Source organism: Acinetobacter sp. 2JN-4 (genome assembly GCF_003687745.1).
Classification (GTDB): Bacteria; Pseudomonadota; Gammaproteobacteria; order Pseudomonadales; family Moraxellaceae; genus Acinetobacter; species Acinetobacter halotolerans.
In genome coordinates this window covers 16,325-34,091 of the sequence record NZ_RDNY01000015.1, presented here as the reverse complement: position 1 = coordinate 34,091, position 17,767 = coordinate 16,325, and the positions used below count along the sequence as shown (strand labels likewise).

Below are 17,767 nucleotides of genomic sequence, written 5' to 3'. Positions count from 1 at the left end.
CACTAAACAGCATGAAATGTTTCTACACAAGGTTTAGATACTATGAGCCACTTACAGATTTATGAAGATCCGCTCGATGCAAGTACGATCACGATTGAGCAGACAGATAATGTTTTAAAGCGATTTCTTGAAATTAAAGCGAAATTTACACAAGCACGAATTTATAAAAATACGCCTTGTCCTGAAAATGAAGTTACCCCTATTGATAAAGTCACTGCATTAAAATTGTTAGATGCTGGACCAGAGGATCAATTTCATATTGTTTGTCATGCTGGTGACATCATTTCAGCAGTGAACTATGTTGTCGTTAAAATATTTGGTTCTATTGTTAATGCTTTAGTGACTGTGCCGACTTTAAGCAGCAATGCTCAAGATAAAGGTTCAAGCAATAATGATTTAACCAGTCGTGAAAATAAACAGCGGATTGGCCAACGTGTTGCGGACCCATTTGGAAAGATAAAATCTATTCCTGATCTGATTGCACCAAGCTTTGTTTATTATGTAAATAAGCAAGAAGTTGAAGAATCATTGATGTGTTTAGGTTGTGGTTTTTATCACATTCAAGACATTAAAGACGGTGACACCACTTTATCTACAATTGCAGGATCAGCATGTTCAATCTATGAACCAAATACCAGTCTTATCGGTACACCACAAATCAAGATTGGTGAAGATTTTACAGATAATCCATTAGTCGCTAAATCTTGTACTGCGATCAACGGCCAGACTGTCAATGAAGGTACTGAAGACATTACAAATAGTGATGTCGATTTTCAGCTCACAGCGCTCTATCCCAATCGGCTGCAATCACTCAATTCATCCGTTGATATGCGTGATTATTTTCAAATTGGTAACTCAATTTTATTGAGTATGGATACAGTCGGTGTTGCAGATCTGAGTGTATCAGCGAATTGTGTACCCAAAAGTACAGGCGAATTGCATATTCAAACGACCGATGTCTTGCATAACTTGAATTACAAATCCCTGCTGATTACCTCATTGATGCTTGATGACTTGAACTTATCCGGAAATTACCAAGTATCGAGTATTGCCCCGGTTGTAGATGGGTATATCTGTAATCTGGTTAATCCCGAGAACGTAAACTCAAATTGGTCATTGATTGTAGATCTAGATGAAAAGTCTGCTTTCTTTTCTGGGATTTTACAAAACAATGCTGATTCAATCGACTTGGGTGGTGAATATCCATCTATTTTAGATGTCGGGATTAACTACATCGATCTAGAAGTTCCAACGGCCTTACAACTTGAATGGGATAAGTTGCAAAGCATTACGCTAGGTCAAGTGGACATGGATATTAAAAAGATCGTGTCGAGCTGGCTGGGTTGGTTTTATATTGATTACAACGATATTAAAGAGTTGATTTTTAACTTCTATCTGCCACAAGGTTTGCAAGTCATTCGCAAGAAAGGCCAACGACACACTGATATTGTTGATTACACAATAGAATACCAAGAAATATCAAATGGTTTGCCAACTGGCCCAGTATTCACGCATACGCATAGAGTGCAAGACAATACCACAGTGGGGTTTGGTGTATCGAGTCGTATTCCGCTTGCATCAACATTTGCGGATGGTGTGCGGTTTAGAGTTAAGAAAGCACCTGAACAATGGCGAAATGAAGTACAGCAGCGACTTCGTGATTTGAAACTCAAATCAGTTTACGCATGCTCAGTATCAAACAAGCTCATTTATAACGATGTAACGATCGTACGCACTAAAACCATCGGTACCAATGAAGCAACAAGCGTTAAAAACCGCATGTTGAATTGTATCGCCACACGTAAGCTTTTTACATATCGAACTGGCTTTAAGTCAGTAGCGAGAATCCCGACAAGTAATTTTGCTGATATTGTTTGTGCGATTACGACCGATGAATTGATTGGGCGTAGAGATATAAGCACGCTTGATGTCGCTAATCTCTATGCAGTGGCTGATGAAATTGATAGTTACTTTGGCGTGCCGATTCAGTTCAACTATACATTTGATGATGCAAAGATGTCTTATGAAGAGACACTTACAACGATTGCGAATGCCGTATTTTGTGATGCACGCCGTGAATCAAACAAAGTTTTCTTTGTATTTGAAAAGCCGCAACAAGTACCGACTTTATTGTTCAATCACAGGAATAAAAAACCTGAAAGCGAGAAGCGTTCTGTCAATTTTGGTGTAAACAAAGACTATGACGGGGTAAAACTCAAATGGGTCGATCCGACTGATTCTTGGTCTGAATCTGAAATCAAGTTGCCAAATGATAATGTGGTCAATGCGCGAGAATTGGAAATTAAAGGCATTACCAATCTTCAGCAAGCGATGCTTTTAGCGCATCGGGCTTTGAACAAGTTGCTTTATCAGAAGAAGACCGTTGAATTTTCGGCATATAGTGAAGCGGATCTCGTCACTCGGAATGACTTAATTCTTGTTGCTGATGATACGCGTCCGATGCTGATTAGTTCAGGATCTGTCATTGATCAAGATGGACTGTATTTAACGTTGTCACAGCCGTGTGTACTAGAACAAGATGAAAGTTATGTCGTTCATCTTCAATTGCCAAATGGCCAAGTGGACGTTGTTCAGGTGACACAAGGAGATAGTGAGCGAGAAGTCTTATTAGCACGTGCACCAACTTCGCAGCTTGTCATTGAGTACGAGGGGAATATCAGTTGTTCAACCTATCTGGTTACGACCGACACGCATAGCAAGCGAGATCTATTTTTGATTACTGAAAAGTCTGGTGGCGGTGCTGAGTCTTCAATCACTGCAATAAACTACACTGATCAATATTATTTAAATGATAAAGACTATGTCTGAATCAATAGCCGCCAAAAGGCGGTTTTTTTACATCTGGAGAAATGAAAAATGGCAGAGCCTATGAGTAGCGGTGTCGGGGTTGCAACTGTAATTAAAGTTTATGGTATGTGGTTTTTGATGGCTATTGCGGCTATAGCGGTGGTTTTGGGTTATTTGGTTGTCATTATGACTCGAATGCCTCGTACACGCAGTGAATGGGTCGTGAGTTTAATCACTACGGTGGTGGGGAGTATTGCCGGTGGTGGATTCTTAATTCAGCACTTCGAATTGCATGATTACCTTTTAACTTGGTCGGGTCTATGTGCAATAGGGGGCATTTTCTTTGCTGCAGGTTTACCTTTCTGGGCCATCATTCGCTGGACGTTCAACTACGTGAATGCTAGAGAAGATGCAACAATCTTCGACGTAGCTAAAGAAATGAAAAACTATAAAGATAACTTTTGATTGGTGTAAAAAAAAAGCTGATGACCTCTATTAACATTCAAATTACAAACAGTAGGTTCTAATATGGAACTTACTGTTTGCTTTTAAACTTAACTATGAGGTCAAGCTTTTATGCCAGTTTCAAGCCATTCAAAAAATAAAGGTCTTAAAGATAAGATTAATCAAAAGTTAGCAGAAATATCTGGTGACTTTTTGGGTGCGGTTACACCAGATAGACAGGAGTTACTTCCCAAAGAATATGATTTGAGTCCACATACTGAATATAAGCGTTATGGAAGTACTCATTATGGCGTAATGATACCTGACCTGCCTGAACCTTATCGATATTTGTCTTGGGCATCTGTGATTGGTTATGTTGGTTTTCCAATAACTGACACTGAGTATCAAATATCGAATAGAGGAAAAGGTGACACAGCCTCACTAGTTCATGGCACAGCCTTATCGTCGACTGAGGAAGCATTTAAAATTTATTCAATAATTGACGATATAGAATTTAGTAAAGATCCATTCTCGGTCAATTTCAAGAATGATACTTTTTTTAAAGAGTGTGAAGATGGATATCTTCTCACTACGAATAGAGATGATCTTCAGCTTGAGGTGAAACTGAAACCTACTAAAGCAGTTACGTGGTTTGCTTATAGTCCGCTGTACAAGCATTTTAGTGTATTGATGCATTACGAAGGACGAATGGTTCAGAAGGGGGAAACAGTAGAAATACAAGGGCTTTGTACACTGGAGTCTTGGAAAGCCGTCGCAACTTCAATGCTGAAAAACCAATTGCTTGTTAAGCATATCCAACTTCCTGTAAAGATTTTCAGCTATCAAGTAGTCAACTTAGATGAAAATCAACAATTGTTACTTGCATTTATCTGTTACGAGGATAAACCGATATTGACATCAGTTTATTACCGTCATATCGATGGTACTTCAAGTCAATTTAATGGTGATGTGCTATTTGAAGTTACAAAGAATCAGACTGAACCTCAGGTCACCCCTGATGGATACAGCATGAATGTACCCGACACATTTAAATGGGTTGCACATCATAACGGTGAGAAGATTTTAGAGATCTTTGCCGAAGTAGATACGCCGTATTGCTATGGTCTAGCGGCAGGTTTTGTTAGTTCCTACAAGTGGCAAGGAATGTTTAAAGGCAATGATTTGCAAGGCAGAGGGTACTTAGAGTTTATTGATAGAAGTTAATTAAATAATTTAGTGATTTAAACATTAGACCGCCAATTCAGGCGGTTTTTTTACGTCTAAAGGAAAGTAAAAATGAACATTGAACAATATCTTGAAGAGTTAATTAAACGTGAAGGTGGTTATGTGAATAATCCTGCCGATCGGGGAGGAGCGACCAAGTTTGGAATCACCGAAGCGGTCGCACGTGCGAGTGGCTTTAAAGGTCACATGCGAGATCTACCATTGGATGTGGCCAAAGGCATTTATCGAAAACAGTATTGGATCTCGCCACGATTTGATCAAGTAAATACGATCAGTGCCGCCGTGGCTGAAGAACTACTCGATACAGGTGTGAACTGTGGGGCTGGCTTTGCAAAGCCATTACTGCAACGAGCTTTGAATCTTTTGAATAATCAAGGTAAAGGCGGATGGCCAGATTTAGTTATTGATGGGATTTACGGACCAGCCACTTTGAATGCACTGAAAACCTTTATGGCCAAACGTGGTAAAGAGGGTGAAAAGGTCTTAATTCGAGTGCTCAACATCATGCAAGGTCAACGCTATATCGAAATATGCGAACGTAACCCTACACAGGAGCAATTCTTCTATGGCTGGATCAACAATCGAATCGTATAATAAAGTAGTTCATCACTGTAAACGCTCATGGTCATCATTGATTGTGAGCGTTTTAGTTTTGTGCTTACTGTCAGGATGTTCAGCACATACGATCAATAACAATATTCATGTCGGGATATGTGTCAAAGCCCTCTGATGAGGGCTTTATTCGTATCAATGGTCATTCAAGTTCTAGTTGATAGTCATCTTTGGTCACTTTTATTTTTAATTTTTTATATTTACGTTTATTTGGATTAACTGCGGAATTGTTTACTTCATCTGCAAAAGTCTTGTCTTTCATGAGGCTTGAATACGCTTTATATCCTAAAATAATCCGCGTGGGTTGGTATCCATTTCTATTGACATAGTATTCAATAGTTGCATTTAATTCATTTAGAAGACTTGTTTCACTCATTTCAAAAATGCTTCACTTTTAAGAGTTCATTGAAGAATAGGGCAAATTAAGTAGAATATCTACATGAATTTAAACATTTTTATAAGGACTGCCTGTCATAAAAATGTAATATTTCATGCTGAATTTTATTCATTGAAGTGCGAACTAAAAAAACTCTTAATTTTATAAAGAATTTTTTTGATTTCTAATGAAATGCTAAAAGGATTTTTGTACTCAGATTGTTGACACTGTAATTGGCTACCTAGTTTATGAATAGATGTATTTTTCTTATCATCAACCACAAGACAGAAGTTTGCAGCATATGTCTTGTCCATATCTAAGACGAGCGAATATGGTCCCGATTCTTTAACATCTTTTAATGAAAATAGTAAGCAATCTGATTTATATCGAGGAGAGGTTTTAAGGTTATCAACAACAACTTCTGAAACAGATCGAGCATTACTGCCGGGTATACCTAAATTTATAAGTGCAATATTGTCATCCCGTAATTCAGAGTTGGGATTATTTGTGTAAAGACACAAAGAGTTTTGAGTTTTTGATAGATATAGTTGTTCATGCAATTGGTTTGAGAAAGCATGACTTGATAAAAATAAAATAAATAATCCTAATATTCTCATGGTTTATCTACTATTTGAGATTGTGGTAAATGTTTTTTATCGGATGGATTCAGCAGAAATTCTCTTAAAGTTCTCTCTACGTAACCTAGTAATTTTCTGCTTTGAATGTGATGTCGTCTTTTGGGGGATTTATGTTGCATATAAACAGCATCATGCCATAACTCAATGATTCGACCTTGTTGTTCTAAGTTAAATTCATGAAACTTACGATCAACGTGTTTACCAGTTAAATCAGTATAGTAAGCTGTATAATCATCGCCATAGTCTGGACTTATACTACTACATATGTAGCCACCCTGTCGAAATAGCATCGCAGCTTGTCCAATATGTCTAACTCCACCACCTAATTGATATTGCCAAATATGCGTCATTTCATGAATAAAGTGATGTTCTGCTGAATAATCATTCTGACAGTTGCTAAAGTCAGGGAATTGATCGAATAAACTACTTGTTAGATTGATGGTCCCCATGGGTGAAAAAGTATTTCCTGTTAATCCTGGCACACTCCATGTTGAACTTCTTTTTATGAGAACTTTTGAGTAATCAATAGAATCTTTAAAGATCCTTCTACACATGTCAATCTCACCTGAAGTTAAGAGACGTTTATGCTTTATGGCAACTTGGCTTGTTCTAACTTGATTCTTTTTTGCACTTAACTGGGTAGTGTGTGTATGAATAATATTTTTAGTGTTCATGCTCATGGTCCTCATCACACAAGATATTAATAGTTATATTTGAAGCTTCCACATCTTCAATAATTTCTGTATATCCATCTTTATCAGTAATTCCCTCAATGCGCTTAGTTGGAGTAACCACTTCATAAAGTACATTTCCTAAAGGAGTCTGATCAAAGTCATCGATAATCTGAAATCTATGGGAATAATTTGTCAAAGTTGGGATTAAATTTGAGAGGGTATTATTTGAGGTTGAGCTAGACGTACTTGAACTACCACCACCATTATCTTGAACAACAAGATTCTGTTTAGGCAATAGCTTACAGCCACAAGATAACGAGTCATTAACTCTTGCTGCCATTTTACCCATCACTTGCATGTGTGGATCGCCAGTTATAATTGTTGCAACAGTTTGATGTTTAGGGCAGGTGGCTGTATCACCTACACAAGCAATAGGAATACCTTCAATTAAAAAAAAGCTGCTTCCAGTAATGACTTTACCGCCGCCCGTTGTGGGGCAACCAACTACTATGTATGGTGTTGCCAAAATTAACGCCCTCGATATATTTTATTTTGGCAACATGGTAGCAAAGAGAGTCTAGGGTGAACGGACTTTTATGTATTTTTATTGCAAAGGTAACATCAAACTTAATTACAAATGCTTAACCCTTTGGAATCTCCTCATCCCGTGGTTTTCTCACATTCTTAATAAACCGTTCTTCCTTTGATCCATACTTTTTAAAGTTTTCGCGGGCTTGGTTAAGTGAAGGCACGTTTGCACCACCGCCGTAATCATGATCTTCTGCTTGTACGGGATCATTCTCCCAAAAGCACACAGGGCAGATATCATAGTCATCGTTTGATGGTTCACCTCTGGTTAAGTAACCACAACATAAACACGGGTAGAGCATTATTAAAATTGACCTTTTAAAAATTAATAATATACTTTAATTTTTAATTTCAAATATTTATAGAAATGAATAGAAATACTAATTTTATTAAAGATCGTGAAGAAGCAATTACCGAACCGTTCAAAGGCGATTTATGGGGGCGAGCGAAACTAGGAGAGAGGTTAACTGGCTTTGTCTCTAACTTGCAATGTGGGGCTACAATTGCTTTAGATGCCGAATGGGGAGCGGGTAAAACATGGTTTGTAAAAAACTGGAAAGCAGATTTAGAAGAGAAAGGACATAAGGTTATCTATATTGATGCTTTTGCACATGATTTTATGGAGGATCCATTTCTCATTCTATCTATGGAAATCCTGAATACGGTGGATGCTGATAAAACAGTTGCTGCTAAATTTAAAGAAAAATTTATTAATGCTTATCATGCTGTGTTGCCAAATTTACCTATGCTTATTTGGTCGTTAGCGATGACTGTGATGGGAGCAGGATATTTTGGTAAGATTGCTCAGGAAACTTTTACAACAGCTAAGGATGCTGCTGGAGAGGTTGGTGAAAAGGCAGGAGAATTGTTAGAAGATAGTTTAAAGGAACACCTGACTGGATTAGTCGAAGATTATAATACTAATAAAAATGAACTGAAGTATTTTAAAGAAGCATTGACCAATCTTGTTAAAGATTTAGAAACACCTTTAGTATTTATTGTAGATGAACTAGATCGTTGTAAGCCTGAGTTTTCTATCAAGCTGATTGAAAGAATCAAACATTTTTTTGATATTCCTAATATTGTCTTTGTTCTTTCAACAAATAAAAATCAGTTAGAAGAGTCGATCAATAGTTTTTATGGATTTAAGTCCGCAAATAGTTATTTGGAGAAATTTATTGATTTAAATATTAAGTTTCCCAAGCGTAATCATGATTACTACAGAGAGGTTATTTTAAATTATACTCAAAAATTTAATTTAAGAATAAATAATAGTGATATATTGCTATTATCAAAAGTATTTAATCTGAACTCTAGAGATTTGATCAGGATTTTACAAAAAATTGCTCTAATAAGTAATTTTCATCATTTCATTTCACCAATAATCGCATTCATTTTTCTTGCTATGGAGCAAAAATCTTTAAATCCTAATAGATTGAGTGATAAGGATTTTTTAACTAAGTTCATTGAATTGTTAAGAGAGTATGCTGAAAGTGTACATTCATTTCATCAAGAGCCTTATGACTTTAAAGACTTACCAAAATTTGCAGATCAGTATGCATCGGGCTATAGAGAATCTAACTCTGGATTACCTTACTTACTAAAATACTATTACGTTGAATATACAACTGATGAATTAGACCAAAATCATACGCAACATAAAAATTTTAAATCAAATCTATTGGCGACATTTGATAGAAGTGAGCAAAGTATTGTGAAAAGTTGGGATAATTATATAAATTTTGGCTTTATAGTAAATTAAAATTCTTTAATATTTATATTTTAGTCAAGGTTTAGAAACTTGGTCTTGACTTTAATGATCATTAATAACTAGCAAATGAGTGTGCAAAAATGACAAAAGATGTAGAGCGAAAATTTAATGAGGCAATATGCCAGCCTTTTGATACGACTAAAAGTTGAACTACCTGAATTAAGAAAATGAATAAAATAGAAGAAAATGATCTACTAACTTACATCCCAATAATAACTATCATTCCACTGATTATAGGGGTTTTTTATAAAATTGGTTATCTATTAGCTTTTGATCTTCAGTTTCTAATCAGTTCTTTTAGTTATACAGAATTAGCGTTAAGTTCTTACTCGTCAATATTGTTTGCATTAGTTTCATTGTATGGTTATTCCATAATGAAATTTAATATTTTGGAAAAAGTAACTTGGAAAGTTATTTTAATAGCTAATTGGATTTGCATTGGGACTCATTATCTTCCCATCTTCGATATGACATTCTTTGATTTAATACTGAAATTAATCTTTTTGAATACATTAATTTTCTTTAATCTTACTAAGAGTCTAGTAGTAAAGTCTGTATGTATATTTATGGTGTTAGTCGTTGCTCCTGCTGTGAATGGTTTTAGTAAAAATTTTGAATTTCCTACTAAAGCTTCAAATAAAATAGTCTTAAAAGATGATTCTACTGAGTGGTATCTAGTCGAGAAAGTATCAGACACCTTAGTTTTAGTTGATAAAACCACTTTAGCCAGTAGAGACTATAGATACAAATTTGTAGACCTTAAGGATGTAGAGCAAATGGAAAGTATGTTGTGGCAGAATATAAAAAAAGCACCTTAAGGTACTTTATTAATTTTATAAAAGGTTTCATTATTATTTTGAATTGAATCTGATTGATTTTCATTTTGAGTGATTTCTATCCAATCTAACTCTCCAGATTTTATCCTTGAGTTAAGCTTTTGCTCAAACTCACCAAATTTATCATAAGGTATTTTACCACGAGGACTAATTAGTTTCTTAATAGAGTAATTGTAGCTAAAATCGAAACTAATATGATTTCTAATCATTTCCATGATGAATTCTTCAAACTTACTATATTCATCTAGATGAATTTTAAAATTAGTTCTTTTTAATTCTTTAGGCATTAAATAAATGGCTTGAATAAGATGCTCTATAATATTAAAAGCAACAATAATATCATTTCTTTCCGGTTTAATTAACGCATGGACTGCATCATTTCCTAAAAACCTTAAACTATGTAGTAGGTCGACATCGCGCTTGGAAATATCACCAAGGTTTTTTAAATTTGAAATTTTTTTTTCAAGATCTCTCCCAGTAACTTTTTTATCTTTACATATACCTTCAATAATTGATCTGATACCTATTGCTGTAAAAATATCAAGATTTTGAGTAAAGGCAACTTTTGTTTCTTCATAAATGGTATATAAATTTTCGGGTAAAGATATCCTATATTTATTAAGAACTTCAGAAGCATCAGGATAAAAGTTAGTATAAATTCTGACATGATCAAATTCGTCTTGTTCCCAGTCTATGGCGTACCTAGCTTCATAATCATGGTAAGTTTTTAAGAAAGAAAATTGATCGCACCCTAAACACTGTATAATTGAGTATTCTTTTCCGTCATGGTATTCATGTGGACTAAATGGGGCATGTAATTTGGTTGCAATTACTTGATGATTAGTTTGTCTTTTACAATCTAAACACTCTGCTTTAATTTTTGTGTCTTCAGTCATAATTTCCCCAAATCTATATTTTAAAGCTAACTTAGCTTTGCCCCAAAAAACAAACCAAATTTAGTCTTCATCACTTTTGATTAACTACCACACTAAAACCATCTAAACGCTTTGCTAATTCTTTCATTAGCCCCTCAGTAGGCACATTTTTTAGATTATCAAATCCTTGCTCAAAGCTATTTTCAAGTCTAAAAACTGCTTCAGCAGTAATGGTTCGACCATTGTCCAAAGCTGCTTTTTCAATTCTTTCCTTAAGTTCCATTGGAACACGTAAATTCATCTGCGGATCGTTACGGGCCATATTGTTCCTAAAAACTAACTTAAGTTAATTTTAGATAGTAATGAATCACAGTGCTTTACAGCAATAAAGCACTGTGCTTTAATTGAATCACGGTGCTTTACTGGTGATTCGTTATGGCGAGACAAGATAAACAAGTTAATGTTCGTATGCCACAAAAATTGGTTGATGAACTTAAAAGAAATGCAGATGAGAATAAACGCTCGGTAACAGCTCATTTGAATTTTATTGTTGAAGAGTGGCTTAAACAACAACAGACAAATAGTTAATGAAAACAAAGAAGCCCCTGAATCTTGGCGGACAAGGGGCTTCTGTCTCAACTTTGGAGATAAGACATGAGTAGTCTAACATTTAACGCAATACAATTTCATCCTGTACAACAAAGTGATGACCAAATTTGGTTAACAGCCGCTGAACTAGCTGAGGTATTAGGCTATTCACGTACAGATAAAATTAATCAGATCTTCAAAAGAAAAGAAGAAGAATTTTCTACTTCAATGACTCGCTTAATTGAGAATCCTCAGAACCTCAATTTGAGGTTACGGATTTTTTCACTCCGTGGTGCACATCTAATTGCTATGTTTGCCCGTACGCCAGACGCTAAAGAATTCCGTAAATGGGTTTTAGATATTTTGGATAGGGAAGTGCAGCCTAAAACCAAGAACCATAAAACTGAACGTGTGGTTTTAAACGATGCAGTAAATATGCTTGTGGCTAAATCAAAACATCTTAACTTTTCCGATGCCTACAAACTCATACACCAACGCTTTAGTGTGAAAGGCATAGATGAGATCTCACTTGATCAGATCCCTGTAGCAGTTGAATACGTTCATCATCTGATTGCTCTGTTTAGCCACAGAGAGCATAGAACGGCAGACATGAATATGATCGCTTTAGCACATTGCATGATTTGGTGTCGCCAGTGGTGGAAAGAGTACGGTGATGCTATCCGTAAAATTAACCCGAATATTGCCTCATCCGTACACGACTATTTCATAGATGGTTCATTCGTCGCTTGGGGTTATGTAGATGAATCTGAGAAAGCAGCATTACGCAGAAAGTTGGATGCTCATCAATGGAATTTAACCATAAATGAAAGGTTAAAATTACTGTAATTTCTTCCCAGAAATTTATAGAGCTAACTTTAATTTTTGATCAAAAAACGCTCGAAAAACTTTCGGGGAATGAATTTCTAAATGACTGATTTTATTGAAGTTAGGTAAGCAGTTTTTGACCTGATTTTTAGGTGAAAAATGAGCATTATTTTATTATTATTCAATTGATTAGATCGCTTTTGACGCAATCTTGACATCGTAGAGGTCAGCAGTTCGAGTCTGCTTATACCTACCAAGATTTAAAAAAGACTGATAGGTTAAAACTTATCAGTCTTTTTATTGCTTAGCTTTTTAGAATGTCAGTGATATTCCAAACCCCTTGACCCGAATTGAAAATGGTGATAATTTAAACAATACGGAAGTCATATACTATTTGGGATTCAAGAGTGATCTTGCCTAAATGAACAAAGATATGACAAACCCGTATATAACAGCTAACAACGAACGAAACGATTCTGATCGTTTTTAAAAATGTTCAAGGTTGTAGAAAAGCCCGTAAATCGGGCTTTTTTAATGTCTACAACTTAGAACAGTGGGTTACGGTAAATCAAACCAAATCATTTGGCTGTCTTGTCGTGCGGTAACAGTTGCAGTTTCATCAAACAGCAAAGCATCGCCCGCTTTAACCAAATGATCAGCAATCATTACTTCACCCGAAATCACATGTACATAATTTACTTTCTTTTGTGCTGCAATCTCTAAATGTTGATCTTTCTCAATCACCGCAGTTTTCACTTCAGCATCTTGACGAATCAACATGGGTGCAGATTCATCGCCAGCAATTAAATGCCATTGGTTTGGATGATCTTTAGGATTGAGCAAAATTTGCTGATAAGTTGGCTCAGCATCTTGCACATTCGGTTGAATCCAAATCTGTAATAAATGCACGGCTTTATCATGCTTATTCATTTCACTATGGGTTACACCCGTACCTGCACTCATCAACTGCCATTCACCAGCATTGATTTGTCCTTCATTTCCCATGCTGTCTTTATGTGAAATCGTACCATCGAGTACACAGGTTAGGATCTCCATATTGTCATGGGGATGGGTACCAAAACCATTATGTGCGGCAACCGTATCGTCATTAATCACACGTAGCGCACTAACACCCATATATTTAGGATCATACCAGCTACCAAATGAAAAACTATGATAAGTATCTAACCAGCCTGCTTTGACATGGCCACGGTTTTCACTACGATGTAGATAAGCATTCATCTTTCATCTCCAAATTATTATGTTTTGCTTAAAGATAATATTATCGGTTCATAATGATGCTTAATAGTGTTTTAGTGCGACATATTGTTCTATAAATAGAATGATTTTGTTTTATGTATCTTTATCATGATTAATAAAAAAGGCTGAATGAATTATTCAGCCTTTTAAGGTGAGATAAATTTATTTATCAATCACTTATTTTGATTTATTCTCAAGTTGAGGAATCGCAGAACCTGAACCTTGTGCCACAGCGAGTAAACCTGTTTCTGTATAGAGACTGAGTTTAGCGCGAGTATCGGTAATATCTAGGTTACGCATCGTTAACTGACCAATACGATCCATCGGCGTAAACATAGAATCACCTTTCTCCATGGTTAAACGCTCAGCTTCATAAGTGAGGTTAGGAGATTCAGTATTCATAATGGTGTAGTCATTACCACGACGCAATTCTAAAGTCACAGTACCTGTAATTACTTTTGCAACCCAACGTTGAGCTGTTTCACGTAACATCAGTGCTTGTGAGTCAAACCAACGACCTTGGTACAATAAACGACCCAAACGCAAACCGTTAATACGGTATTGTTCGATGGTGTCTTCGTTATGAATGCCCGTCACTAAACGCTCGTAAGCGATGTGTAATAACGCCATGCCCGGTGCTTCATAGATGCCACGAGATTTTGCTTCGATGATACGGTTTTCAATTTGGTCAGACATACCTAGACCATGACGACCACCGATACGGTTGGCTTCTAAAATAAGCTCAACAGGATCATCAATACGTTTGCCATTCAAAGCAACAGGAGTACCCGCTTCAAAAGTTACGCTCACTATTTCTGGCAGAACTTCGACATCATTTTTCCAGAACGCAACGCCCATGATTGGATCAACGATTTTAATACCAGCATCGAGATATTCTAAATCTTTAGCTTCGTGCGTCGCACCCAACATATTTGAATCAGTTGAGTAGGCTTTTTCTTTTGACATTTTATAGTCAAAGCCGTTGTCGATTAAGAATTGCGACATTTCGGCACGGCCGCCTAACTCATCAATAAAGTTTTGGTCTAACCAAGGCTTATAAATTTTTAAATCTGGATTGGTCAACAAACCATAACGATAGAAACGTTCAATATCGTTACCTTTATAAGTAGAGCCATCACCCCAAATGTTGACGTCATCTTCTTTCATTGCAGTTACAAGCATCGTACCTGTCACTGCACGACCTAACGGCGTGGTATTGAAATAAGGAACACCGCCAGTGCTAATGTGGAATGCACCACATTGAATCGCAGCAATACCTTCTAAGGCAAGTTGTAAACGACAATCGATTAATCGAGCTTTGACTGCACCATAAGCTTCTGCTTTTTTTGGAATCGCATCATAGTCATCTTCATCAGGTTGACCTAAGTTTGCGGTATAAGCATAAGGTTCTGAGCCTTTCTGTTTCATCCACAATAAAGCCGCTGAAGTATCGAGACCACCAGAGAAGGCAATCCCAACTTTTTTGCCTACAGGTACGTGCTGCAAGATAGTTGCATTATCAGTCATTGCTTGTCCTAACGTTATAATAAGACCCCGAACAGGTGGTCTTGGATAATCAAAAATCGGAACTATTGTAACACTTTTCGTGCGTCATGGTTTTGTAAAATCGAGTTGATCTTAAGGAAAATTTAAACCTTTTTAGAGGTTACATTGCTTTAATCTTAATCGCAATTTTCAAGTAACCCACGCCAAGCAAATCAGAACGCATAAAAAATGCGACATCCAATGGTTGTGAGGACAGATATTTTCGTTTTTATAACTGGCGTATGTATTTTTTAAAATCGGAAGGATTAATTTGTTCAATCTTCTGTGGCACCACACTTTTCGTCGATAGCCATTGCAGATCATCAACTTTAACAAAGTGATCAGACGGTAGAGTATAGACATAACCCACACGCTCCCAATTGACAGTACACCGATCTAGCTCCACGAACACTTGATTATTCTCAAGCTTAATCGCGAATCTAGCGTCTTTAGCTAGGCTGATATATTGAATTGAGAATAACTGAGCGATCAATTTATTTTCGATTGCATATATACCAAAAGCATTATCAGTCCATCGCCCACTGCTTGAGTGGGTTGCAGTCGTTCAAGATGTTGGGATGAACCGTGGAATAAAAGTTTAGGTTTAATATGCATATTGATTTCTCGAAATCATCGACCTAACTTAAAGCGAATCATTTAAGCCGATCAATTGTTTTTCAATCGGGGTAAATACATGATCATGACGAGCGATCAAATATAAACCAATATTCCGATAGGGTTCAGGTGTTTCCATATAATATTGGATATTAAATTTTTTAATTAGAGATTTGGCAATCATCGAGATACCCATACCCAGTTGGCTAAAATGAACTAAAGCTTCATGGTCATAAATATGTGTTAACTCACCTTTGCTGAGTTGATAGTCTGCATAAATATTATTCAGTGTGGTGGCATAACAACATTCCTCTGAAGCAAGCAGAATATTCTGATGATTGAGGCAATCCTCAAGATTATCGTGATTGATGACATTTTTACCAATAATCACCAGTTGATCATCAGCTTTCTGAATGTATTGAAGATTTTTTTGTGTGGGGTGACCGAGTACATAAGCAATATCAAGATTTCCTCGTAAAACTTCATCTTCGATAAAACCCGTTGCACCTGTTTTCATGGTGATTGAAAGGTCAGGGTAGGCCGAATAGAGCTGACTAAAAGAGGGATAAAAACGCATGCCGCCTAAGCTGGTATTGGTGCCGAAACGTAAGCAGTTTTCTTGTTGATACAGTTTGTTTTCAGTTTCTTCCCATGTGAAAATCATTTTTTTATATTGAGTGTATAAATTCATTCCAGACTCAGTCAACTCCACACCTTTAGGCTTACGAATAAACAGCTGCCGTTTATAATGATTTTCAATTTTTTTAATTTTAGCGGTCATATTGGATTGTAAATAATTAAGCTTATTTGCCGCTGCCGTAATGCTTTTTAGTTCAGCAACGGTGACAAATGATCTGATATCGTTAATGTCAATATTCACGCTCTATCCTCAATATTACAACTCATTCATTAGAGCGCTTGCATAAATCCCTTGCGGAACTTCAATCATTGCTCATTCTCCAGATGGAAGAAATACACAGAGTGGTTGAACGCTTATGGAAGAACTCTATTTCCAAAAAATGGACACAATCATTTTTCAAAGTGACATCATAAAAAATGATGTATGTATTAAAACATAGCATTATTCATGATGTCATTTATTATTTAAACTGGTCACACTTTCTATCTGTTGAGTAGAACTCGTGAATATTAGAGTCATCAGTGCAATCGCGTTACTGTGTCTGGTTTGGGGATCGTTGTGGGGACTGGTCAAACATAGCCTACTGGTTTTTCCACCCTTCTTATTTATTTCTACACGACTGATTTTAGCGGCATTGACGCTGATGGTACTGCAACTAATTTTGAGGAAATCTATTCTGCCTCAACATGGTGAATGGAAGCCATTGATCATTTCAAGTTTGCTTATTTGTTTTGGTTTTTACGCGACACAGACTTTTGCGATGCAATTTGTTGATTCAGGTCTATCCGCTGTTTTGGTGTTTACCATGCCAATTTTCATTGGGGTTTTAGCGCATTATTTTTTAAATGAACGTTTAAATGCTCAGAAGGTTTTGGGCTTGTTTTTTGGTAGTTTAGGGTTGATTGCGATACTTTGGCCACAACTTCATCATCTACATATGAATGTATCCTTGATGGGGCAAGTCGTTTTGGTGTTCTCTGGCTTTTTTTGGGCCATGGCAACGGTCTATATCAAAAAGAATTTTGCCACTTATGACAAAATAAAACTCACAATTTGGCAATTATTGATGGGGGGGAGTGCCATTTTAGTGGGAGCTTTAATCTTTGAACCGATTGATTTTAAAGTTTGGCTAAATCCTCTAAATGAGTCGATGCTGTTTTATATCGCTGTGATTGGGACAGGTTTTGCCTTTGTGTTATGGAATTGGATTGTGAGTCAGGTCGATACTTTTATTGCTTCAATTTCAATTATGTGTATTCCAATCTTAAGTTTGTTATTTGGCTATTTAGTTTGGCATGAACCATTAACAGTCAATATTTTAATTGGCGCGGCGTTTATTTGCTTAGGAATTTTTATCAGTGCTTTGAAAATGAAAATACCGAGAAATCGTGCCATTACTTAATCGACCTGCATAAGGTCATTTCACT

The 17,767-nt window shown here is 36.3% G+C and carries 19 protein-coding genes; 9 read left to right on the top strand and 10 right to left on the bottom strand.

Features of this window, described 5'->3' with window-relative positions; all coding sequences use genetic code 11:
* Window positions 1-42: 42 nt before the first annotated feature.
* From EAH57_RS15505 to EAH57_RS15490, 4 genes are all read left to right on the top strand, one after another.
* On the top strand, window positions 43-2,829 hold the full coding sequence (locus EAH57_RS15505) for a host specificity factor TipJ family phage tail protein (protein WP_121930834.1): 2,787 nt from the start codon (window positions 43-45) through the stop codon (window positions 2,827-2,829).
* 48 nt (window positions 2,830-2,877) lie between these two features.
* Entirely contained in the window at window positions 2,878-3,273 is a 396-nt protein-coding gene (locus EAH57_RS15500; RefSeq protein WP_121930833.1) for a hypothetical protein, read from the top strand.
* 111 nt (window positions 3,274-3,384) lie between these two features.
* On the top strand, window positions 3,385-4,476 hold the full coding sequence (locus EAH57_RS15495) for a DUF6670 family protein (protein ID WP_121930832.1): 1,092 nt from the start codon (window positions 3,385-3,387) through the stop codon (window positions 4,474-4,476).
* Between the two features lie 72 nt (window positions 4,477-4,548).
* The gene (locus tag EAH57_RS15490) at window positions 4,549-5,091 is read left to right on the top strand and encodes a glycoside hydrolase family 108 protein (protein ID WP_121930831.1); all 543 of its coding nucleotides are present in this window, start codon (window positions 4,549-4,551) and stop codon (window positions 5,089-5,091) included.
* 160 nt (window positions 5,092-5,251) lie between these two features.
* On the opposite strand, the gene EAH57_RS16055 is transcribed toward EAH57_RS15490, so the two are convergent.
* The 5 genes from EAH57_RS16055 to EAH57_RS15465 all read right to left on the bottom strand — a co-directional run bounded on the left by EAH57_RS16055 (window position 5,252) and on the right by EAH57_RS15465 (window position 7,687).
* Window positions 5,252-5,485, bottom strand: a complete 234-nt coding sequence (locus EAH57_RS16055; RefSeq protein WP_121930830.1) for a hypothetical protein — start codon at window positions 5,483-5,485, stop codon at window positions 5,252-5,254.
* A 125-nt stretch (window positions 5,486-5,610) separates the two neighbouring features.
* Window positions 5,611-6,102: an NF045616 family extracytoplasmic (lipo)protein gene (locus EAH57_RS15480; protein WP_121930829.1), complete on the bottom strand. Its 492-nt coding sequence runs from the start codon at window positions 6,100-6,102 to the stop codon at window positions 5,611-5,613.
* Entirely contained in the window at window positions 6,099-6,797 is a 699-nt protein-coding gene (locus tag EAH57_RS15475; protein ID WP_121930828.1) for a zinc protease, read from the bottom strand. Before EAH57_RS15475 ends, EAH57_RS15480 begins: the two co-directional genes overlap by 4 nt.
* The gene (locus EAH57_RS15470) at window positions 6,787-7,323 is read right to left on the bottom strand and encodes a PAAR domain-containing protein (RefSeq protein ID WP_121930827.1); all 537 of its coding nucleotides are present in this window, start codon (window positions 7,321-7,323) and stop codon (window positions 6,787-6,789) included. Before EAH57_RS15470 ends, EAH57_RS15475 begins: the two co-directional genes overlap by 11 nt.
* A gap of 115 nt (window positions 7,324-7,438) precedes the next feature.
* Window positions 7,439-7,687, bottom strand: coding sequence for a CPCC family cysteine-rich protein (locus EAH57_RS15465; protein WP_121930826.1), 249 nt, complete (start codon window positions 7,685-7,687; stop codon window positions 7,439-7,441).
* 65 nt (window positions 7,688-7,752) lie between these two features.
* Between EAH57_RS15465 and EAH57_RS15460 the strand changes: the two genes are divergently transcribed.
* Both EAH57_RS15460 and EAH57_RS15455 read left to right on the top strand, forming a co-directional pair.
* Window positions 7,753-9,147 carry a KAP family P-loop NTPase fold protein gene (locus tag EAH57_RS15460; RefSeq protein WP_121930825.1) on the top strand — a complete coding sequence of 465 codons (1,395 nt, stop codon included), beginning with the start codon at window positions 7,753-7,755 and terminating at the stop codon, window positions 9,145-9,147.
* Window positions 9,148-9,323: 176 nt separating this feature from the next.
* A complete protein-coding gene (locus EAH57_RS15455; RefSeq protein WP_121930824.1) occupies window positions 9,324-9,974 on the top strand; it encodes a hypothetical protein in 651 nt (216 codons plus the stop codon).
* On the opposite strand, the gene EAH57_RS15450 is transcribed toward EAH57_RS15455, so the two are convergent.
* Window positions 9,971-10,888: a DUF4145 domain-containing protein gene (locus EAH57_RS15450; RefSeq protein WP_121930823.1), complete on the bottom strand. Its 918-nt coding sequence runs from the start codon at window positions 10,886-10,888 to the stop codon at window positions 9,971-9,973. The genes EAH57_RS15455 and EAH57_RS15450 overlap by 4 nt on opposite strands.
* Window positions 10,889-10,958: 70 nt before the next feature.
* Window positions 10,959-11,189, bottom strand: coding sequence for an Arc family DNA-binding protein (locus EAH57_RS15445; protein WP_121930822.1), 231 nt, complete (start codon window positions 11,187-11,189; stop codon window positions 10,959-10,961).
* A 113-nt stretch (window positions 11,190-11,302) separates the two neighbouring features.
* On the opposite strand from EAH57_RS15445, the gene EAH57_RS15440 reads away from it, so the two are divergent.
* Window positions 11,303-11,455, top strand: a complete 153-nt coding sequence (locus EAH57_RS15440) for an Arc family DNA-binding protein (protein WP_121930821.1) — start codon at window positions 11,303-11,305, stop codon at window positions 11,453-11,455.
* 66 nt (window positions 11,456-11,521) lie between these two features.
* Window positions 11,522-12,301 carry a Bro-N domain-containing protein gene (locus EAH57_RS15435; protein ID WP_121930820.1) on the top strand — a complete coding sequence of 260 codons (780 nt, stop codon included), beginning with the start codon at window positions 11,522-11,524 and terminating at the stop codon, window positions 12,299-12,301.
* 537 nt (window positions 12,302-12,838) lie between these two features.
* On the opposite strand, the gene EAH57_RS15430 is transcribed toward EAH57_RS15435, so the two are convergent.
* From EAH57_RS15430 to EAH57_RS15415, 3 genes are all read right to left on the bottom strand, one after another.
* Window positions 12,839-13,522, bottom strand: coding sequence for a pirin family protein (locus EAH57_RS15430; protein ID WP_121930819.1), 684 nt, complete (start codon window positions 13,520-13,522; stop codon window positions 12,839-12,841).
* Between the two features lie 195 nt (window positions 13,523-13,717).
* Window positions 13,718-15,067 carry an argininosuccinate synthase gene (gene argG, locus EAH57_RS15425; protein ID WP_121930818.1) on the bottom strand — a complete coding sequence of 450 codons (1,350 nt, stop codon included), beginning with the start codon at window positions 15,065-15,067 and terminating at the stop codon, window positions 13,718-13,720.
* A gap of 661 nt (window positions 15,068-15,728) precedes the next feature.
* A complete protein-coding gene (locus tag EAH57_RS15415; RefSeq protein ID WP_121930817.1) occupies window positions 15,729-16,580 on the bottom strand; it encodes a LysR family transcriptional regulator in 852 nt (283 codons plus the stop codon).
* A gap of 262 nt (window positions 16,581-16,842) precedes the next feature.
* Between EAH57_RS15415 and EAH57_RS15410 the strand changes: the two genes are divergently transcribed.
* A complete protein-coding gene (locus tag EAH57_RS15410; protein ID WP_121930816.1) occupies window positions 16,843-17,742 on the top strand; it encodes a DMT family transporter in 900 nt (299 codons plus the stop codon).
* Window positions 17,743-17,767: the final 25 nt, after the last annotated feature.